The sequence below is a fragment of the Bacillus sp. DX4.1 genome (assembly GCF_030348195.1).
In the GTDB taxonomy this organism is placed as follows: Bacteria; Bacillota; Bacilli; order Bacillales; family Bacillaceae_G; genus Bacillus_A.
In genome coordinates this window covers 1818850-1839196 of the sequence record NZ_JAUCFT010000008.1, presented here as the reverse complement: position 1 = coordinate 1839196, position 20347 = coordinate 1818850, and the positions used below count along the sequence as shown (strand labels likewise).

Sequence of the window (20347 nt, the reverse complement as noted above, 5' to 3'; positions counted from 1 at the left end):
CTTAGACAAAGGATAAAGGGAAAGGATGACAACTATAAAGAAAAAGACGGTCCTAATCAAATATTAGGATCGCCTTTTTCACTTTATATTACAAAACGCTTATACTTCTCAAAATCACTCGTCTTACATTCAAGCGAAATCTTCGTACCCTCATTTTCATAACTCATCGATACAACATGTGCATGTTCATTGAAATAAGAAACAACTTGCCCTTGATCGTAAGGAATCAACATTTCACACTTTGTATATTCTTTATAAATGTGTGAACGAATCATTTCAACGAGTTCCTCAATGCCCACTTTTTGTTTTGCTGACAAATACACACGATTATCCTGTACTTGTGGAATCTCAACATCCATCATATCTGATTTATTATAAGCATAAATCGTTGGGATATTTTCAACACCAATTTTTTTAAGTGTTTGATTTGTAATCTCAATCAATTGTTCATAATTTGGATTTGCATAATCCACCACATGAATCAATAAATCCGCTTCCGCTACTTCTTCTAGCGTTGAACGGAATGCTTTTACAAGGTGATGCGGTAGCTTACTCACAAAACCAACCGTATCCGTCAGTAAAAATGCTTTGTTATCTGGCAATTGAATATTTCGCACAGATGTTTCAAGCGTCGCAAACAACATATCTTTTTCAAACACTTGTTTTTCTACAGATCCGTTAAAGATTTCAAGCATCGTATTCATCGTTGTTGATTTACCTGCGTTTGTATACCCAACTAACGAAACAACTGGCATTTCGTTTTTCTTGCGTTGTTTACGCTGCGTTTGACGCTGCGCAACAAGAGCTTCTAACTCTTTATTTAACACTGCGATTTGCTCTTCAATCTTACGACGGTCTAGTTCTAATTTCTTCTCACCAACACCTTTGTTTTTCGTACCAACACCACCGCTCTGTCTACCTAACGATTCACGAAGGCCAATTAAACGAGGCATCATATATTGTAAATGCGCTACTTCTACTTGCAACTGTGCTTCTTTCGTCTTTGCACGCTGCGCGAAAATATCTAAAATTAAAATGGTACGATCAATCACCTTACACTCTAAATCTTCTTCTAAATTTCGAATTTGCGAAGGCGATAACTCATCATTAAAAATCACCATATTGGCATCCGCTTCCTTCACAAAAGCTGACACTTCTTCAATCTTACCTGTTCCTATATAATGTGATGGGTTTACGCGATGTAAATTTTGTGTAACTTGCCCGACTACTTCCACATCACATGCTTCCGCTAAATTCACTAATTCCTCCATCGAATACTCAAAATCACTTTGACTACTTAAATTAACTCCAACCAATATCGCTTTTTGTACTAGTTCTTCCATATATTTATTCCTCCATTTCGATTACGCAAAATAAAAAACACAAGCCACTGTCTGTGTTTTTCGTAAACGGATGAGAGTACGACAAATAAGCAAAAAGAAAGCATAGCTTTCAGCTTGTTCAATGGTCGTCAAATCCCGTATGACGCACGAAACAACTTTCAAAATACCAAAGAAATGTTGTACCTGCATCACATCATTCTATTTATAAAGGGTAAAACAAAAAGAGGGTATATTCGTCCCTCCCTCTTTTCACATATCAGTTCAATAAGGGTTCCTTTAAAATAGGCAGACCAATCCCGTTCACTCTGTACACAGACAGAGCCTTTGAGCGCTATTCAATTATCGGCACAAAGTATTGAGACGTAATCTGATTAAAATCAAAGGAGACCCCTCCGTTCATTAAAGTTACCTACAGTTTAGCATATGTGAAGTTGTTGTACAATGGGAATGTGTCTCGTGTTGGAAGTTTTTGAATACTGTATGTTTTTACATCACATTTGTTATGGTAAATTATTGCTTACTTTTTATCTTTTTTGAAGCGAAAATATACAAAAATCAAACCCACAAGAATAACTAACACAATCAAAAGAATCAAACCATAGCGATGAACATAGTGTTCTACCTGACGCCACTTTACTCCCAACTCTAACCCTAACTTGATAAAGGTGAAACTCCATAATAATGCTCCTGAGTATGCATACAGACAAAAATTCCAAAATCGAAAACGGGAAATACCAGCTAAATAGGCAGTAACATGCCGCACTCCTGGAATAAAATAACCAATAAACAATAAAGAAGGACCAATCTTCTGAAATAAGGTGTGTGTCCGATTTATTTTCGATTCTGTAATATGTATCTTAGGACCAAATTTTTTCAAGAAGGGAATCCCAAGTTTTACACCTAACAAATAACTAATGGTAATACCAATAGAAGATCCACCCCATGCACTGAGTAACGCTAATAGAAATTTCATTTCCCCTTTAAATACATAGTACCCTACAAATGTTAACAGTGTTTCATCAGGTATCGGTAATCCAATAATTCCACCAACCAAAGCAATTATAATTCCAAAGTATCCAAAATGTGAAATGAGATAATGTAATTGTTGTTCGATCTGTAATCACCATCCATTTGTATCAATTACAAATTGTTATGCAGTTGATATATATATTTTTTTGTTTTATCCTTACCTAGATAAAAATATTCATTTTATAAATCCTTCATTTATAACAAACGTCATATAAGAAAGATGAAATAACAAATATCATAACAATCTTGTGAAAATAAAACTGTCATATCATCAAGCTTATATGACATCAATATTAAAATAAATTTACGCAGAGGTATTCTCTTTAATTATTCCACAATTCCCCTACTGCATTTCCACTTCTACAATGTACATACTTTGTTTACTTCAAAAATCACTATCAAATTTTGAAACTATGTCTTAGTACCTATTACACTCAAAACCGAAACTCGTACAGCTTGTTAGCGCTTGCCCCTCTTCCAAAACCGAAGAGTCATTTTCATTAACTCCCTGTATTGATAGTAAAAGGACAAGAAGCTAGAAACCCCATCGGATAAGCCTTCTATTTGTCTATTCCTTCGGTTTGAGGTAATGCTAGGGATTCCAAAAATACAAATTTTCAAACTCACTAAAATACTTACTATACACCTAACGTTTCAATATATGTATTAACAACTTCAACTAAATCAAAATGAACACCATTTCTAGCTAATTCATAACTATCATCAACACTATATAAACCATGATATTCATCTTCCCAATACAAACCCCTGTTGACTAAAAGTCTGATCGTGCATTTAATTGATTCTTCAATTGACAGCTCATTCCGGCTTAATTTTTCATGAATCACAGAAAGAGTTACTTTAACGGTATATTTTTCATTAACTGTTCTACAAAACTCAAATAACTTCTCTTCAATTCCTCAGCGTCCATTAAAAATTAAAATGTTTAGGTTTATATGATGTATTACATAATTTCTTTGCAGACACTGCATATTTCATTTGTGATGTGTAGGCAAACATATACTGTTTTTTCCCTTCCGCTAATTATAAAAATAGTGGTAGTCATATACAACTTAATTGAAAATCAAGTCCCCAAAGCAATAAAAACTCTAATCATCTTAGCCTATATTACATCCTTAGTAACTCTCAGGAATACAAATAAAGAATAAAAAATCCTAATTAACAAAGAAGGGGGGCAAATTCCCTTTCGACCTCCTCATCATTCTTTGTTGGCAATAAAGATGCACACAATTACCATAGAATTAAGAACGGAAACTTAGATGAAACACTGGATAAAATACCAATTTTGGTTTTTGAATCTCAAAAAAGCGAAGTATCATAGAGCTGCAAAGATATATGTAATATCAATTGTTCCATCTGAATAAATTACAATTTCTTCAATTTTTTATAAAATATAAATTAAATTTGTTCTCTCAAATCTTATTAAGGTAAGTATAATAGTAAATAGAACACTCACCATTGTTTTGGCAGCAAATCAGTCAAATAAGAAGGAGTGGCAAGCTTGAAAAGGAAAACGATTTTGTATTGGTTTCTATCTATTATGTTGGTTGCTTTTTTAGGACATACGGTGTATGCTGCAGAACAGCAAGAATCATTTAAGGTTCAAGAATCGAATGCTTTAAAAGGACAATTCCATCTTGATAATGTAATAAAAATTTACGTACCATCAACCTATAATGTAGATCAACCTATTGATAATACTCCGTATGTTAACAAGTCTCTCGAGACATTCTCTACTATGTTTGGAGGAGCTACCGCTATTGAGGGAACAGGGGCCTGGGTAGGAGATAATAATCAGCTTATTAAGGAAAAAGTCACCATTGTTTATAGTTTTGCGGAAAGTTTAAATAAGAAGAAGGTTAATGAAGTGGTAGCATATGCTAAATCTCTAAAGGAAGAGATGAAGCAATCATCAGTGTCTCTTGAAGTAAACGGAAAGATGTATTTCATTGAATAACTGTTTAAAGAAGCTTGGAGATTTTGTATCTTCAGGCTTCTTTATTACTGTAGACTGACACAATTGTCAGCCGCCCCTTTTTAAGATACCTAAAGTTTATAAAATCAAAAAATATAAAGTATAAGACTTTCAATATGGCTACTTATTCTTTTTGTCTATAAATAAATATTAAAAATGAATAGTACCCAAACAGGAAAGGTAGCTAAAACAGCTACCTTTCCTGTTTGGGTTAATAATGTTATTTAAATTATTTTTTTAAGTCCCTTTTATAACTGAATATATAAACTCAGCATCTCTTCCCACTCCGCAAATAAGTGCTGACCCTCTTTGATGTTGCCACGGTAATCCAATATAATATACCCCTTGGATTGGACTCACCCCCCTGTTCTGAATAGGAAAACCTTTTTCATCTAAACTTCCCTCTATGTCTATCCAATTGTAGTCAGGAACAAAACCTGTTGACCATATAATATTTTGCACGTTTATTTTACTATGATCGTCAAAGGTTACCTCTCTTTCCTGTGTTTGTGTCACTCTCGGTTTGGTTTCAACTTTCCCTTCGCGAATCAATTTTTTCAATTCAAAACCAAAAATGGGATCACTTTGTTTTTGAAACCATGCTCCGCGCCTTGTATTGGTCCCTGCATATAATAAACCAACCTTTTCTAACCAATGAAAGATGCTTTTGTCTATAATTTTGAGTGGTAAAAATTTAAATGGATGACTAATAGCAATGGTTACATCGCGACTTTCCGCAAGTTCGGTTGCAATCTGTGTACCAGAATTTCCGCCGCCTACTACGAGGACAGGACCATCTGGGATTTTCTTTGGTGATTGATATTGAGAAGAATGAATCTGAAACACCTCTTGTGAAAGTCCTTGAGAAATTGAGGGAATAAACGGTTTCTGAAAAGCACCAGATGCGATGATGACATGTTTGGACAGGAAAACTCCCTTATTAGTAGATACCTCAAATGTATTTCCTATTTTTTGTACTTTATGTACAGTTGTTTCCACCTGTACTGGTAATGACAAATGATTAGCATACGTTTCAAGATAGTCTGCAATTTCATCTTTTGTAGGAAACTCATTTCCCTCTCCTTCTAATTTCATACCTGGCAGTGAACTATATGACTTAGGTGTAAATAGAAGCAAAGAATCATACCTGTTTCTCCATGAGCCTCCAATTCGTTTTTCTCCATCAAGTATGACAAAATGATAACGTCCTTGTTGCAAGAAGTAACCCATACTTAAACCGGCTTGCCCAGCACCAATCACAATAACATCTAACACGCCTTCACCTCCATTACCTACTTTTTAAATTTCATATGAATAATTGTTCATATGTTCATATATTTTCGTTCATTATAGCATTCCCTTTTTATACGTCAAGGGATTTTTATCCAATTTCTTATGAAATAAATTATGTAAGAATCCTTGTCTATCTAAATTCAAAAATGAAGCAAACGAAATATTTATCAGACTTTTCGAAAATATTTTTGACACACATATTAGCTAATGCTAATATGAATGAAGAATAAACATATTAGTAATGACTAATACGAATGGAGTGAATACAATTGTGCAATCCAAATGATTTAGATATAAAAGCCAAATTTATTCGCGGCTTTTCTGATAAAACAAGACTTCAGATTCTCCAGTGTATGATGGACGGCGAAAAAACGGTATCCCAAATTGTAGAAATAACCAATGGGAATCAATCAAATATATCTCAACATCTGAACTGTCTAAAAGGATGTGGCATTATACTTGGTAGACAAGAAGGAAAGTACGTCTACTATTCTTTACGAAATACACAAATTGAACAGCTACTCACGATGTTTGATGCTGTATTTCATGAAGTACAGACCGAAGTAGCATCATGTGATAAAAACGATGCTTGCTTATCTCAAAAGGGAGAGAATTGTCATGACAGATAAGAAAGAAAAACAAACGAGTTGTTGTCAAACTTCTTCTTGTAGCGATTCTTTACCAACTCCTGTCAAAGAAGAAGTAACAAAGGAAACATCGTCGTGTTGCTCTTCAAAAATAGAAATTCCGATCGTTCCCGTTGCTAAGAAAGATTCCTGTTGCAGTAGTAACACTGATACTGTGAAAACAGAGAATAACTCTTCTGATTCTTGTTGTGAACCCAAACCAGAAAAGGTATCTTCATGTTGCTCTTCTGCATCCGCCATACAAAAAGAAGAAGTAACACCAAAAACTTCTTGTTGTAGTGATAGCTCATGCGAAGACACATCACCTCGTGATACTCAGAAAGTAACAGGAGATGGCGTACAAACATATCTGGTCGAAGGCATGGATTGTGGGGCATGTGCCTTAACAATCGAAAAACATCTACAAAACGTAACAGGAGTTCAAGAAGTTCGAGTAAACTTTGCTACCGGGAAAATGCATATACGTCATGATCGAGACGTGGATGACATTATAAAAGAAGTGTCTAACGCAGGATTCGGCGCCTCCTTAGCAGGGGTTCGTAGAGGTCCGACACCTACTTCTAAATCTAAAAATACAACTTTGATTCTCTCAGGATTGTTTTTAGCATTAGGATTTTTAGGTGGATTTGTAAATACACCACCTCTTCTTATAACACTTCTCTATGCAGCTAGTATCCTAATTGGAGGATATAAACCTGCAAAAAGTGCTTTTTATGCCTTAAGAAGTAAGGCACTAGATATGAATGTTCTCATGATATCTGCTGCTATTGGTGCTGCTCTAATCGGACAATGGTTAGAAGGTGCAACGGTTGTTTGGCTATTTGCATTAGGAGCAACGTTACAAAACAAATCTATTGAACGTACGCGTGAATCCATTCGTGGACTTATTGATTTAGCACCCTCAGAAGCATGGGTGAAAGTTGGAACAGAACTTGTAAAAAAATCCGTAGATGATATTACAGTAAACACAACAATTGTTGTGAAGCCAGGTGAAAAAATCCCATTGGATGGAACGATTGTAGGCGGCGCTTCTACTGTAAACCAATCACCTATTACAGGCGAATCTATTCCTATAGATAAACAAATTGATGATTTAGTGTATGCTGGAACGATTAATGAAGAAGGCTCTCTAGAAATCACGGTAACCAAACTTGTAGAGGATACTACTCTTTCACGGATTATTCACCTTGTTGAGGAAGCACAAGAAAAGAAAGCACCGACCGAAGCGTTTGTTGATCGTTTTGCAAAAATTTATACACCAATCGTCTTTCTATTAGCACTTGTTGTAATGGTAATCCCTCCTCTCCTTGGTATGGGAGCGTGGATGGATTGGATTTATAAAGGACTGGAACTCCTCGTTGTCGCATGCCCTTGTGCTTTAGTCATCTCTACCCCTGTCGCAATTGTATCTGCTATTGGAAATGCTGCGAGAAACGGCGTACTCATTAAAGGTGGAACGGCTTTAGAAGTAGCCGGCGCGTTAAATGCTATCGCATTTGATAAAACAGGAACATTGACCGAGGGAAAACCAAAAGTAATGCACGCAAGAAGCCTAGATTGTTCTGAAAGCGAGTTATTGTCAATTGCGACAACAATTGAGGAATACTCTAATCATCCAATCGCAAGAGCAATCGCGGCATATGCAAAGGAACAGCAAATTCCCGTTCAAGAAGGAAGAGACTTTCGTACAATTGTAGGGAAAGGTGCCCAAGTAAGTATCGATGGAGAAACCTATTATGCTGGAAATGCCGTCCTATTTGATGATTTAGGTGTCTCCCTTCAAGTGTGGAAAGAACCGATTCAAGAAATGCAACGAATTGGTCAAACGGTGGTACTTGTCGGAACAAACCATACTATTCTAGGAATGATTTCCGTAGCAGATTCCATTCGTTCTACTACTTATCAAACCATTCAAGAATTAAAACGTGCAGGCATTCAAGAAACCATTATGTTAACAGGAGACAATGAAGGAACGGCTGAACATATTGCACAGAAAGCGAAAATCGATCGTTATTTCGCTAATTTACTGCCAGAGGATAAAGTTCGTTCTGTAAAACAACTTCAATCCGAAGGTAAAACAGTAGCCATGATTGGGGATGGCATTAATGATGCCCCTGCCCTTGCCACAGCAAACCTTGGAATTGCCATGGGCGGCGTAGGAACTGATACGGCAATGGAAACAGCGGATATTGTACTAATGGCAGATAATCTCGAAAAACTTCCTTATACAATGAGACTAAGCCGGAAAGCATTGTACGTTATTAAACAGAACATCTGGTTCTCATTAATTATTAAATTTATTGCGCTTGCCTTTATCTTTCCAGGCTGGCTTACACTGTGGATTGCTGTACTGAGTGATACAGGTGCTGCGCTCCTCGTCATTTTAAATAGTATGCGTTTATTACGAGACAAGTAATCTGTTAGGAGGCTATCGCATAGCCTCCTTATACATAATGAAGAAATACAGAACGGAACTGTGGTAAAGAGTTATTCAGCCCTTACAAATACACCGTACGAAGAGATTACTCAAGATATTAAAACGATTCGTTAATCCATAATAAAAACCAAAGGAGCAACGTATATGAAAAAATCGCTTTGTTCTACCCTACTATTAATCTGTTTTTCCATTCTAATTGCTTTAGCAGGATGCAGTTCAAATGAAGAAAAAGCTTCTTCAAAACCAAAGCAAAAACAGAAAAACGAGCAGGAACATGCCATGGGAGATGACCATACTGCAGCCGATATTGCAGAAACAACAAAGGGAGCTGATACACTGCCCTCATTCTTATCTACTAAGCCTGAACAGATGCAAAAAATTTATCAAATGGCAGGAGAAGATCATGAATTATTAGAGTGGATTCCTTGTTATTGTGGGTGCGGAGAAAGCGTGGATCATAAGAGCAATAAAAATTGCTTTGTTCGTGAAGTGAAAAATAGTGGTGAAATTGTCTGGGACTCTCATGCAACAATTTGTGCCAATTGTTTAGAAATCGCTCTGCAATCTGTTTCACTAAAGAAAAATGGAATGTCCACACTAGAGATTCGTCAATACATTGATAAACAGTATAAAGAAGGATATGCAAAACCAACTCCAACTCCTATGCCAAGTGCTTAATATACACGATAAAATTATCTGTTACGAAATAAAACAACCATCGTTATATCGATGGTTGTTTATTCGTACAAAACATAAAACGGTTACTTTCTTATATAACAAACGTTATATAAGAAAGATAAAATAACAAACATCATAACAGTCTTGTGAAAAGAGAACTTTCATGTCATAAAGGTTATATGACATCTATATTAAAAGAAATTTACGCAGAGGTATTCTCTTTAATGATTCCTAATTTTTTCTACTGTATTCTCATTTCTACAACATACACACTTTGTTTATTTCAAAAATCGCTAGCAAACTTTGAAACTATATCTTAATATCTATACACTCAAAACCGAAACATGTAAAACTTGTTCGCGTTTGTCCTTCTCTCAAAAACGAAACACTCTTTTCATTAAAACCTTTTATTTATAATAAAAGGACAAGAAGCTAGAAATCCCCTGGGATAGGCCTTCTATTTATCTATCCCTTCGATTTGAGGTTACGCTAGGGATAAGAATATATTTAGATGATAATTTGGTTTATCAGAATATACATACGCCCTTTTGAGAATTTATTGCTATAAAATGTTTGATATCCATTCTTCAATTTAATATTATTTTACCGTTTTTTTACAAAAACTCCTTTTATAGTCGCACTAATATACATTATGTACATTAGTGCATTTTTTGTATACAAATAGCAATTTGTAATTGATTATTACCTTTATACACTTATATATTTGCACTCACTACACATCACATTTGTAATACAGCTACTACTACTCACTACACCTTACTTTCCAAACCTTTTCCCCTCCTGCTAACCCCAAACCTTCTCTCGCTAAACAACAAACTCACCAATCCACAAATCAAAATAAGCGGCGCGCTTACTTTATATAAATCTGTAAAACTCATCGCCATTTCTTTTTCAGCATAACGATTAATATCATCTGAGAATGCAAGAACTTCTCTTTTTACTTTCTCTGTTTTTTCTTCAATTTCTGTTGTTACCTGTTTTGTAATTTCAGCTTTTTTTATATCTCTATATTCTACAGGAACTCCCTTTAAAATTTCAGTCACTTTTTGTTTAATCAATTCCTCTTTTTGCTCCTGACTCAAAACAAGAGCTTCCCCACTTTGTTTCTTTTCCATATTTGCTTCTAAACTTTTATTTTTTATGTTCTCTTTGGTCACTTGTAATATTTTATCTTGTTCGGCTTTATCTACATGGATATCACGTACTTTTTCTTCCGCATATTTATAGACCTTTGCTTTACTAATAGATAGATTATGAGTCAAACTTGATACAAAAATAGCTACGGCTAATACAATGCCAACTTGTCTTAGCATCGAGACCACACTTTGAGAAGCCGTAAGTAACTCTCCTTCAAATGATGACGCTGTTAAGATTGTAATGGGTCCTACAACAAGACCATACCCAACACCTAATAACATGCAAGGCACAATAATTTCTTTACTTGTTGAATGCACACCTATCATTTGTAACCAATAGTAAGATGCACTCATAACAATAAATCCTGATAAAATGATTAAGACTTTTCCAAGCTTTTTTATAAGTAGTGAGGCAAACGGAGAAACCAAAAATATCATCGCCGAAATAGGAGTGACTAAAAAAGCTGCTTCTAACTCGGTTCGATGTTGCATTTTTGTAAGGAAAGTTGGGAGTAAAACAGTCACTCCTATTAAAAATAGATTACTAAGGATAACAACAATAGAGGCCCCGACAAAAATTCGGTCTTTAAATAGCTGTAAATTTACCATCGGCGATACCACTTTTCTTTCGACTAGGATAAATAATATAACAGAGATGATACTCGTAACATAACAAGTCCATGCCAAGTTACTCATCCAGCCCCATGTATTCCCTTTCACTAGCACTAAAGTGAAAAAGAAAATGGACGAACTACATAGTACTAATCCGATCCAATCAATTTTAGATACCACACGCTCTTCCTTTTTAATCTGCAGCATGATAATACATAAGACAATGCCAATGACACAAATCGGAATATTAACGAAGAAAACCCATCTCCATCCTAAACTTTGCGTAATAATTCCACCTATCACAGGACCGATGGCTGCGGATAAACCTTGTGTAACTCCTAAAATACCAAGTGCAATATGCCTCTTCGCTAAAGGAACTGCCGATACTCCAATTACCATACTCGTTGGAAATAAAATAGCAGCTCCTATACTTTGAATAAATCGAGAAAAAATAAGAAAATCTCCTGTATTCGCAAATGCACATAACGCTGAACCGCCCCCGAAAACTATTAAACCAAGTACATACAATTTTGCTTTTCCAAAAATATCAGCAATCCGCCCTAATGGAATTGCCAACACTGCAATCGACATTGTGTATACATTTAATACCCACGACATTTTCTCTAAAGACGTATCAATACTAGATTGTATCGCTGGTAAAGCAATATTCATTATTGTCGTATCAATCATGCAAAGAAAGATACCTAAACACATTAGGAATACAATTTTGATTCCCTTTGCTTGCTCCATGTCAATCTCCCCCTTTATTTATCTTGAATATTTCTCTTCAATCTGTATTGTTTTTTTCACGCTCTTCTTCTATCGTTAGCTGAGCTAATTTCTTCTTTAATGTTTCAACTTGCGCAGTATAAGACGCAATCCCAACATCTAACGAAACCTCTTCCGCAAATGTTATACCTTCTTTCCAAGATTCATATTTCAAACGAAGATCAGCAATATACGCTTCTTTTCTTTCAATTTCTTCTTCAATCCATTTTTTCATCGTTGTGACATCACTATAATTACCAAAGTACATACGCATTAAAAAGTCGGAACGTAAAACATCCTTCTCTACATCTGTCTGCAAATATTGATGAAACTCTTTCCTTCCTTCTTCGGTTATAAAGTACATTTTTTTATTTGGCTTCCCCTCTTGCATCACAACTTCTTTTTTGATTTTCCCTTCCTTCTCTAACTGCCTTAAAGTTGGATAAATCATGCCAAAGCTTCCATCAAAAAAATGAGTAAACACATCCTCAAATACAATTTTTATATCGTAACCGGACAACTCTTTCTCCATCAATAACCCTAGAACTACATCTCTTCCTTTCATAACAAACACCCCATACGATTTATATAATCAATAATCATATTAACAATGTTAATATGATTATTGATTATACATCTTATGCATTCATTTGTAAAATGTAACCAATAAAATGAAACTTTAACTAGCACCCCTTACCAATTGTGTTTTGAAGGACAATTTATCTCCCAACTAACTTCTTTCTGCAAAATTTTAAGATGCGGGTTTTACTTCTCCTTAAAGTGGGATAAAAAAATAAAGTCAATCATACCTTATATAAGGTATGATTGACTTTATTTCCTCCATGTCTACACAACAATTCAGCTTCTTACATATACATTTTCATTTTTACTTTCGTTTCAGAACCTAACGCATAATTTTCAAATAACAGAACAAGCTAACTTAATAAAACTAACAATATATAATGAATTGGAGATCTATACATGAAAAGAAAAATAGCGTTCTTACTTGCTTTCATATGTTTTGCACTCCCTCTTCAAACAAGCGCTTTTACATTTCAAGAACTTCCAGTTACATCGAAATCTAAACAATGGTATATCGAAATTGATAAATCCAAAAGTGAAAATCTAAAAGCACTGCAACCCAAAAATGGTGAGTTTGATACATACAGTTTATTTGTAAAAAATATCGGGAAAGACGTATCCGATGTATCCATTGAAGTATATCGAAATGATCCCCAGGCAAGAAAAGCTTACGAACTTTTTAGCGTTTCTGATATGAGTATATCCAAGAGTCGAACAAGTTTTACGCATATGAATTTCCCACTATATGCGGAAGCAAATAAATTTGAGGTTGTAATCAAATGGGAAGAAAAACAGTTTACTTATAATGGACACCCAGAAAATGCAGGAAGAAAATATAAGCAAACATTCGTATTTAACGAGCAGTAAGCTCTGCCTTTAAGCAGAGCTTACTGTTTTTTCACGTCAAACCATGGCTACATGGTAAAAAAAGTTCTTACGTTCCTTTTCTTAATTCTCAAAGATACTTCTACAAATATTGTAAAGAAAAAGATTTAAATATAAATATTTTTGTATCCATTGCCTAAATACCAAAATATGTATTCGTTTTTATGTATTTGAATTGAATCGCTTCAGAAACTCCACATTTAATCAAATTGACGAATGCTCGGAACAGATAAAGCACTTGCGACCACTACAATAGCTGCAATCGCTAAAATCGCAATGGTCAAAGTTCCGCCAATCACATCGGCCAACCAGCCAACTCCCAAATACCCTAACGGTAATAACGCAAAGGATCCGAGCATGTCGAGACTAGCAACTCTCCCGAATGCTTCTTCCGGTACAAGCTCTTGTAAACTCGTCTCCCAAATCAATCCAAAAATCATAATACCAAACCCTTCAACTGCCATTAATCCAATTAAGCCCGGAGCCCACGAAACAAAAGGCATAATCAAAAGTGCCAGGCCACTGATCAAAACACCGCCATAAGCAAATAGCCCTCGCTTATGCCATTGTTGTTTCCCACCGAAAATGAGGGCAGCAACTACTGCACCCCCTCCAGAGAATGCCATGCCGAGACCATAGACAAAAGGTTCAAAGTGATGGTGAATATTGAATAACCATGGAATTAATACAACGACGATACCCGCGTAACAAATATTAATAAATGAGAACGCTAAAATCGTGATCCATAACCAAGGATGGCTCTTTAATACGACGATCCCTTCCGTAAAATCTTTTTTTATATTAAATGTATTGTCCACAGATTCTTGCACTTTTTTTGTTTTCAAATCTCTTAAAAATAATAAACATATAAAAGAGAGCAAATAAGTTAACGCGTCTAAACCAAACCCGACACCTGCTGATGTAACAGAAACAATGAGCCCCCCAAGCGCTGGACCGATTAAGCGTACACCTTGATTACTCACCTGAGTCAATGCGTTAGCCGCATTCCGAATTTCTGGTACAAATACTCTCGCTCGCACTGCTGAATAGGCAGGTTGAAACAAACCATCCATAAGGCCATATATTGCTACTAATACATATAGAATTATAATTGTTAAAATATCTGAAAAAATAAGTATCGTGAGCGTTATCATTAATATAAATCGAACAATGTCAGTGAATAACATCAATTTAATACGGTTGAGACGGTCAACGATTAACCCTGAAAACGGTAAAACCAGTACGTTTGGAAGCATGTACATCGCCATCGTCATTCCCATAACCACTGTTGACCCTGTTAAGTTATATACAACCACTGGAAGAATGACCATTGTAATGGAACTTCCAAGGACCGAAAGTAGTTGACCAATCCATAAAAAAGTAAAATGGCGCGATTTTGTAATTGGTAATAACAATTGATTTACATAACTTGGACTTTTATTCTCTTGTATCTCCCCTTGCATACTTTTCCTCCTTGTTCAAAATGAAACAACACAATATTCTCCTTTATTATAGCACTCAAACGTGAGAATTTTCCGAAAAAACATTCATCTCAATGTATTAAAGGCTTTAAAAGCAAAAAGTACATCACTCCAAATCAGTGATGTACCAATATATATAGGAAATTCATCTTTCTTTTGGCAATACCATACCTTTATACAAGATTACTGTAATCCAGTAATATGCAAGATAAATGAGTATAAACAAGCTAATTGGCACCCAAATTTTCACATACGGATCAAGCAGAATGAATGAAAAGAGATTCATTCCGACAAGTACATGAGCAATTCCAACAAGACCAGGGAATAAGAAGATGAAAAATACTTCTTTATAGATGCTGAGAGAGAGCATCCCTTTTCTTACACCAATTTTCCGTAGCATTGCATAGCGGCGTGTATCTCTAGATGCCCCTGTTAAAATTTTAAACATGAGTGAGCTTGCCATCATTGCAAGAAAGGCAATACCTAGGAAAAATCCCATAAACATCGTGCCACTCATAAAGGAATACATAAACTGATAAGTCGTCATTTTTGTTTGCATCTCTACTTCTTCACCAACATTTTTTTCAGCAACTTCTTTTTGTCGTTGATCAATTTTAGTAAGTAACGGTTTATATTTTTGCAAATCATCGACACGAACTAAAAGAAGTGAATGCGATGTCCCTTGTACTTTGTCATAGTTTTCTTTGTCCGCAATACGAAGTGGTTTTCCCCCGAATTGATTATAGCTAATTTGAAATTCTCGAATGAGTGCTTCTTCCCATTGATCTGGCATACTTGGGTGTTTCCGTACGTCCGGACTCTCAAGCGATGTGTATACTGGTTCAGGTAGTGCTTCGTTCACACGGACACGAACTGGTTCTTTACTTTTTTTCGCACTTTTGTGCTCAGAAATAAGTGGTGGGTGATCAAGTAAATCATCACGTAAAAAGTAAACAGCTTCTTCATTTTCTTTATAGGCATATTTCTTTTCTTCTGTAATGTTCATTTGCTTTAACGCATGTACATCTTCTGCATTTGGATCATGAATCGTCGCATCATACACACGTGAAAACTCTGTCGTCATCCCGACATTTTTTTGAAACGCCATCCCCGCTGTCATCGCACCAGCACCCAATGCAATTAGCATTGCAACTGTACCTAGTACTCTCGATAAGCTGTTAATACGAAAGCGTAGCTGAGCAAATGTAAAACTATTAAGCCCTGTCTCATTTCTTTTTTTATTTTTCTTTAACATCGTAACAAATAAAGGCAGCAGCGAACCAAATATAAAATAAGTTCCAATAGTTGTACAAATTGTCGCAGCTATAAGGCCGGTTTCCTGCATCTTCTCCACATGAACAATGGAGTAATACCCAATTCCTAACATCAAAATACCAAGAACCGTAAAGATTGTAATACGACGTTTACTTTTTTCTACCGTATCTTGCGTTTCATCTTCTCGTATGAGCTCTAGTTCTGTTTTACGCAGGAGACGGATACTATTTACGATACCTGTAACTACAAAGAGCACAAAGAAGAAAAGGAGCGTTGTGAGTAAAGCAGGCATATAAAACGCCTCGTACCCTTTCGCTGATACATCCATCCCATTTATAAGAAAGTTCCCCACTGTACTTGCTAATATGATACCTACCGCACTTCCAATGATAAGAGCGACAGTACCAAGCCCTAACGTTTCAATAAATAGTAACTGTGCAACCTTTTTCTTTTTTGCACCTAGCATCATGTACATCCCTAACTCTTTTCGGCGCAATGTGAGCAAAAACGAATTGGCATATAGTATATAAAACAATGTAATAAAGGAAAGTAATACAGCTCCTACGCCAAAGACGAGACGAATACTACTAATGATACTGTTTTCTTTTGTGAACGCAGTATTTAAAGCCATCGTTTGAAACATGTAAAAAATACTAATGCTAATCACAAGACCAATTAAGAGGACAAGATAGTCTTTCATCATCTTGCGTATACTATGTACGGATAATTTCAGTAACATGTTCTCACCTCCTTATATCGCTTCCTGGGAAGATCCCATTTTCCCAAGCACACTTAGAATATCTTGATAAAATGCTTCTCGACTTCCATTGCGGTGAATTTCTTTATAAAGTAATCCGTCTTGTATAAACAAAATACGCTGACAATAGCTTGCACTAAACGCATCATGTGTTACCATCATAATGCTCACCTCATGATTTTCATGTAAGTCTTGCATTGCCTCTAATAAGCTTTTAGCATTTTTACTATCAAGTGCACCTGTTGGTTCATCTGCCAAAACAATTGCCGGATTATGTACGAGTGCACGCGCTGCGGCAGTGCGCTGTTTTTGACCACCGGAAACAGCAGTTGGATATTTCTCTAAAATTTCTTGTATCCCAAGTTTCTTAGCAACCTCTTGTACTTTCCCTCTAATATCTTTGGACGGTACTCCTTGCAATGAAAGCGGCAATGCAATATTTTCATAGATGGAAAGATTCTCGAGAAGGTTAAAGTCTTGAAAAATGAAACCTAGTTTTTGTGCCCTGAAATCAGACAATGTATTTCCCTTCATTTTCGTAATATCTGTTCCAGCAATCGTAACTGTACCACCAGTCGCCTGATCGAGTGTCGAAATCACATTTAAAAGCGTCGTTTTACCAGAACCCGAAGGTCCCATAATCCCCACAAACTCCCCCTCTTTTACTGATAACGTTACACCCTTTAATGCTTTCGATTGATTTTCATTCTTTTTTCCGTATACTTTCTCTACCTGTTTTACCTCTACTACTGTACTCCCCATAACTTCATCCCCTATCCCTTAGTATCTGTTATTATCTTCTCAGAAATTTTTTAAGTTTCTTGTGGGAAATTTCTTAAGAATTCTTAAGAATTCTTGATGGTCAAATAAAAAATGCCTATGGTCTGATACCAAAGGAATTTTTTAGGTTATGTTGAAGTATACAAAGGCTCTTTACTTATATATAAATCCATTTTGATTTTTCGATATATAGCCGCGGTTATGGATAACAAAAGGTTGCACTCGTTTTCTCTCTTTGTTTTCACTTGGCATGGGGCAGGAAAAGGATCTGACCGCTTCTATGCATGGCCGGATGCTCTCTCCCACCTAAAAAGAAGGGGTTTATGTCGGTTTTTTAATTTGTATTTATATAAAGTATCCAACTTACACACCCCATCCTCATTAACGAAGATTTTTCATTCTTTCAATCTCATAATCAATCTCCAAAAATTCCACACCAAATATCCACATTTGATGATGTGCTGTTAAAGTTCTTTCATCTTTTTCTTTTATCGTAAACGTTTCGGATAACGGTAAGCGAATCGTAAAGAAACGACTATGTAAATAAATGCCTTCGTCCCCTCTTGCATTTTTTCTTAATCGGCTCGTAATAATAAGATCCTTGTTATGATTACATAGTTTTAAAATACCGGTCATATTCGAATATGGTAATGGCAGCGCAATATTCATATACGTTTCCCCATTATGTTCGTGCTGAGAATAGAGCGCGACAAAGATCGTTTCATCTTGTTCATTTTTCCGAACCCATGCTCTTACGTCTTTTCTACCGTCTTTATCATCTTTTATAGCAACGATGTTACCGTGCATTGTTTCCCACTGATTCCCCGTTCCTAAATGAATTTGCTGCACACGTCGACTTATTTTTTCGTATAGGAAGGCAAAAGGCTGAAACCAACGTGCCCAATGAATATTCGCTTTTAATTCATAGTTTTTCGTATGCTCATAAAAATCAACGATACGTGGTAATACGTTCCTTGCATCAAGCTGCTTACCATGAAAGTCTGTCATTTTATTTACAAGACCTGTATATTCTCTCTTCTCTACTAGATCATTTTGTAACAAAACATTCTCTCCAACTTTCCTTTTCCCTTTGATATGACTCATCGGTTTTCCATAATGTATGTATACCGGAGCATTTTTTTCAATCATCCAGCCAACAAACGCAGGCAATGCCACACCAATTCCATTCACCACCCCATGAATCCAAACCATCTGAGCAATCGTAATGGTCATGACTTGCCGGAAGTTCCCATATGAGTATAAAAGCGAAAAGAAGATCGTAATCATAAGTGTACTAGACGAAATAATAAGAAGAATTTTCGCACTCCTAAAGGTGAATTGCGTTTTCCACGCGAAAACACCATAAGCGTAAAGTGAAATAAGATAAATAAGTACGGCAAAAAATTCAAATGCCCTCGAATAGGTAATACCAAGTGCTACTGTCATCGGAGATATGACGATAATAAACGTAATGACCACATACAGTTTATTTTTCTTCTGTTGTTTTCTACCTAGCAGACCTGCAGATAAAGGAAGTAGAAAAGCAGAATAATGAAAATGAGCTGCTGTTAGCAAAACAATATCTGAACTAAACTGCATAATTGGTATGTTTGCTACCGAGGCTAAGAACCAAAAACCACCTAAAAACAAGTAGATAAAACCACTATCAATTGCCGTTTCTTCTAGTGGCCTCCATCCTCTTTCTAGCAATCTACTTACTCCGAATAAAGCAACGATTCCTATATATATGAACCAAATAATCGCAAAGAAAAATTGATTTGTTACAAAAGCAAGCATTGCACTAATCGCTGCCACTGGATATAGGAGCGATACAAACCTGTGTAATGGTAATATAGATCCATCTCTTTTATGCTTATCAACAATACAAAATGACATTGGTATAAATAGAAGAATCGATAATAAAATGATAGATTCAACGGGATGTAACCTTGGCCATTCCACTATCAGAAAAATGATGTAACATATAAGTCCAATGGCTATATTTTTCATAAACTTGCATCCCTTTCCATAAACGTTCCCTTATAAGAGAAAAGCGGTCCTAACAATGGATTTCGGACTTGTACATGAATTCGATAACAATCCAATTCATCATCATAGCTCTCTGTAATCTTTGCCTCTCCGTATAAGAACTTTGGCAATGGTATTTTCATTCCGAATAAGTAGAACCATTGCTTTTTCGATGCAATATGAATCGCTCCTTTTTCATCAACATGAAACGCAAGCGTTGATACAAGCAAATGCGGTTCACCAAAATAGTCAACAATTTCATCTTGTTCATTATTTAAGTACATAATAGCATTAAAATAACGCTTTTTTGTTCCAAATAGAAACATACGGTTCCACCTTACAAATACTTCACCTTTATAATCCTTCTCTGCAGTATTATGAATCGTAAATGGCACTTCTTCCCCTCTTTCTGAAAAGAACATCCGGAACTTTGCTGCAACTTTTAAGATCGTTCTTGCAACAACAGAACCTTCTGTAATTTCATCCATTCGCCCTTCTCCTATAAAGCTATGTTCTTCCGTAATTGCATAACGTTTTTGTAATTTTGGGTGTAAATGATGATAGGATTCTCCTAATAATATTTCATAGATGCTAGGCAC

15 protein-coding genes and 1 pseudogene are annotated in these 20347 nt (G+C 35.8%); 5 read left to right on the top strand and 11 right to left on the bottom strand.

The genetic code is table 11. The features are described 5' to 3' along the window. Positions 1 to 83: 83 nt before the first annotated feature. From hflX to QUF99_RS12340, 3 genes and pseudogenes are all read right to left on the bottom strand, one after another. Positions 84 to 1343, bottom strand: coding sequence for a GTPase HflX (gene hflX / locus QUF99_RS12350; protein ID WP_289370384.1), 1260 nt, complete (start codon positions 1341 to 1343; stop codon positions 84 to 86). A 517-nt stretch (positions 1344 to 1860) separates the two neighbouring features. After that, entirely contained in the window at positions 1861 to 2457 is a 597-nt protein-coding gene (locus QUF99_RS12345; RefSeq protein WP_289374635.1) for a DedA family protein, read from the bottom strand. A gap of 507 nt (positions 2458 to 2964) precedes the next feature. After that, positions 2965 to 3289, bottom strand: a pseudogene (locus QUF99_RS12340) (protein kinase); the annotation flags it as partial. A 605-nt stretch (positions 3290 to 3894) separates the two neighbouring features. On the opposite strand from QUF99_RS12340, the gene QUF99_RS12335 reads away from it, so the two are divergent. Further along, positions 3895 to 4350, top strand: coding sequence for a DUF3574 domain-containing protein (locus QUF99_RS12335; protein ID WP_289370381.1), 456 nt, complete (start codon positions 3895 to 3897; stop codon positions 4348 to 4350). Positions 4351 to 4605: 255 nt separating this feature from the next. Here the strand turns inward: QUF99_RS12335 and QUF99_RS12330 are convergent, their stop codons facing one another. After that, on the bottom strand, positions 4606 to 5643 hold the full coding sequence (locus QUF99_RS12330; RefSeq protein ID WP_289370379.1) for a flavin-containing monooxygenase: 1038 nt from the start codon (positions 5641 to 5643) through the stop codon (positions 4606 to 4608). A 287-nt stretch (positions 5644 to 5930) separates the two neighbouring features. Between QUF99_RS12330 and QUF99_RS12325 the strand changes: the two genes are divergently transcribed. The 3 genes from QUF99_RS12325 to QUF99_RS12315 all read left to right on the top strand — a co-directional run bounded on the left by QUF99_RS12325 (position 5931) and on the right by QUF99_RS12315 (position 9423). Next, positions 5931 to 6290: an ArsR/SmtB family transcription factor gene (locus QUF99_RS12325; protein ID WP_289370377.1), complete on the top strand. Its 360-nt coding sequence runs from the start codon at positions 5931 to 5933 to the stop codon at positions 6288 to 6290. Continuing rightward, positions 6280 to 8724, top strand: a complete 2445-nt coding sequence (locus tag QUF99_RS12320) for a heavy metal translocating P-type ATPase (protein WP_289370374.1) — start codon at positions 6280 to 6282, stop codon at positions 8722 to 8724. The genes QUF99_RS12325 and QUF99_RS12320 overlap by 11 nt, the downstream gene beginning before the upstream one ends. 165 nt (positions 8725 to 8889) lie before the next feature. Continuing rightward, the gene (locus tag QUF99_RS12315; protein WP_289370372.1) at positions 8890 to 9423 is read left to right on the top strand and encodes a PCYCGC motif-containing (lipo)protein; all 534 of its coding nucleotides are present in this window, start codon (positions 8890 to 8892) and stop codon (positions 9421 to 9423) included. 770 nt (positions 9424 to 10193) lie between these two features. Here the strand turns inward: QUF99_RS12315 and QUF99_RS12310 are convergent. Then, on the bottom strand, positions 10194 to 11942 hold the full coding sequence (locus QUF99_RS12310; RefSeq protein ID WP_289370369.1) for an MFS transporter: 1749 nt from the start codon (positions 11940 to 11942) through the stop codon (positions 10194 to 10196). Positions 11943 to 11979: 37 nt separating this feature from the next. Continuing rightward, the gene (locus QUF99_RS12305; protein WP_289370368.1) at positions 11980 to 12525 is read right to left on the bottom strand and encodes a PadR family transcriptional regulator; all 546 of its coding nucleotides are present in this window, start codon (positions 12523 to 12525) and stop codon (positions 11980 to 11982) included. Between the two features lie 416 nt (positions 12526 to 12941). On the opposite strand from QUF99_RS12305, the gene QUF99_RS12300 reads away from it, so the two are divergent. After that, the gene (locus QUF99_RS12300) at positions 12942 to 13409 is read left to right on the top strand and encodes a hypothetical protein (RefSeq protein WP_289370367.1); all 468 of its coding nucleotides are present in this window, start codon (positions 12942 to 12944) and stop codon (positions 13407 to 13409) included. A gap of 218 nt (positions 13410 to 13627) precedes the next feature. On the opposite strand, the gene QUF99_RS12295 is transcribed toward QUF99_RS12300, so the two are convergent. The 5 genes from QUF99_RS12295 to QUF99_RS12275 all read right to left on the bottom strand — a co-directional run bounded on the left by QUF99_RS12295 (position 13628) and on the right by QUF99_RS12275 (position 20347). Further along, a complete protein-coding gene (locus tag QUF99_RS12295; protein ID WP_289370365.1) occupies positions 13628 to 14890 on the bottom strand; it encodes an MFS transporter in 1263 nt (420 codons plus the stop codon). Between the two features lie 163 nt (positions 14891 to 15053). Then, a complete protein-coding gene (locus tag QUF99_RS12290; RefSeq protein ID WP_289370363.1) occupies positions 15054 to 16922 on the bottom strand; it encodes an ABC transporter permease in 1869 nt (622 codons plus the stop codon). Between the two features lie 12 nt (positions 16923 to 16934). Further along, positions 16935 to 17702 carry an ABC transporter ATP-binding protein gene (locus tag QUF99_RS12285; protein ID WP_289370361.1) on the bottom strand — a complete coding sequence of 256 codons (768 nt, stop codon included), beginning with the start codon at positions 17700 to 17702 and terminating at the stop codon, positions 16935 to 16937. Between the two features lie 399 nt (positions 17703 to 18101). Then, positions 18102 to 19730, bottom strand: a complete 1629-nt coding sequence (locus tag QUF99_RS12280; protein WP_289370359.1) for a YndJ family protein — start codon at positions 19728 to 19730, stop codon at positions 18102 to 18104. Next, positions 19727 to 20347: a DUF4166 domain-containing protein gene (locus QUF99_RS12275; protein ID WP_289370357.1), complete on the bottom strand. Its 621-nt coding sequence runs from the start codon at positions 20345 to 20347 to the stop codon at positions 19727 to 19729. The genes QUF99_RS12280 and QUF99_RS12275 overlap by 4 nt, the downstream gene beginning before the upstream one ends.

What these genes read in the sequence shown, in the direction of transcription:
- hflX (WP_289370384.1), bottom strand. Translation starts at nt 1,343, where the DNA reads ATGGAAGAACTAGTACAAAAAGCGATATTGGTTGGAGTTAATTTAAGT.
- QUF99_RS12320 (WP_289370374.1), top strand. Translation starts at nt 6,280, where the DNA reads ATGACAGATAAGAAAGAAAAACAAACGAGTTGTTGTCAAACTTCTTCT.
- QUF99_RS12315 (WP_289370372.1), top strand. Translation starts at nt 8,890, where the DNA reads ATGAAAAAATCGCTTTGTTCTACCCTACTATTAATCTGTTTTTCCATT.
- QUF99_RS12310 (WP_289370369.1), bottom strand. Translation starts at nt 11,942, where the DNA reads ATGGAGCAAGCAAAGGGAATCAAAATTGTATTCCTAATGTGTTTAGGT.
- QUF99_RS12305 (WP_289370368.1), bottom strand. Translation starts at nt 12,525, where the DNA reads ATGAAAGGAAGAGATGTAGTTCTAGGGTTATTGATGGAGAAAGAGTTG.
- QUF99_RS12300 (WP_289370367.1), top strand. Translation starts at nt 12,942, where the DNA reads ATGAAAAGAAAAATAGCGTTCTTACTTGCTTTCATATGTTTTGCACTC.
- QUF99_RS12295 (WP_289370365.1), bottom strand. Translation starts at nt 14,890, where the DNA reads ATGCAAGGGGAGATACAAGAGAATAAAAGTCCAAGTTATGTAAATCAA.
- QUF99_RS12290 (WP_289370363.1), bottom strand. Translation starts at nt 16,922, where the DNA reads ATGTTACTGAAATTATCCGTACATAGTATACGCAAGATGATGAAAGAC.
- QUF99_RS12285 (WP_289370361.1), bottom strand. Translation starts at nt 17,702, where the DNA reads ATGGGGAGTACAGTAGTAGAGGTAAAACAGGTAGAGAAAGTATACGGA.
- QUF99_RS12280 (WP_289370359.1), bottom strand. Translation starts at nt 19,730, where the DNA reads ATGAAAAATATAGCCATTGGACTTATATGTTACATCATTTTTCTGATA.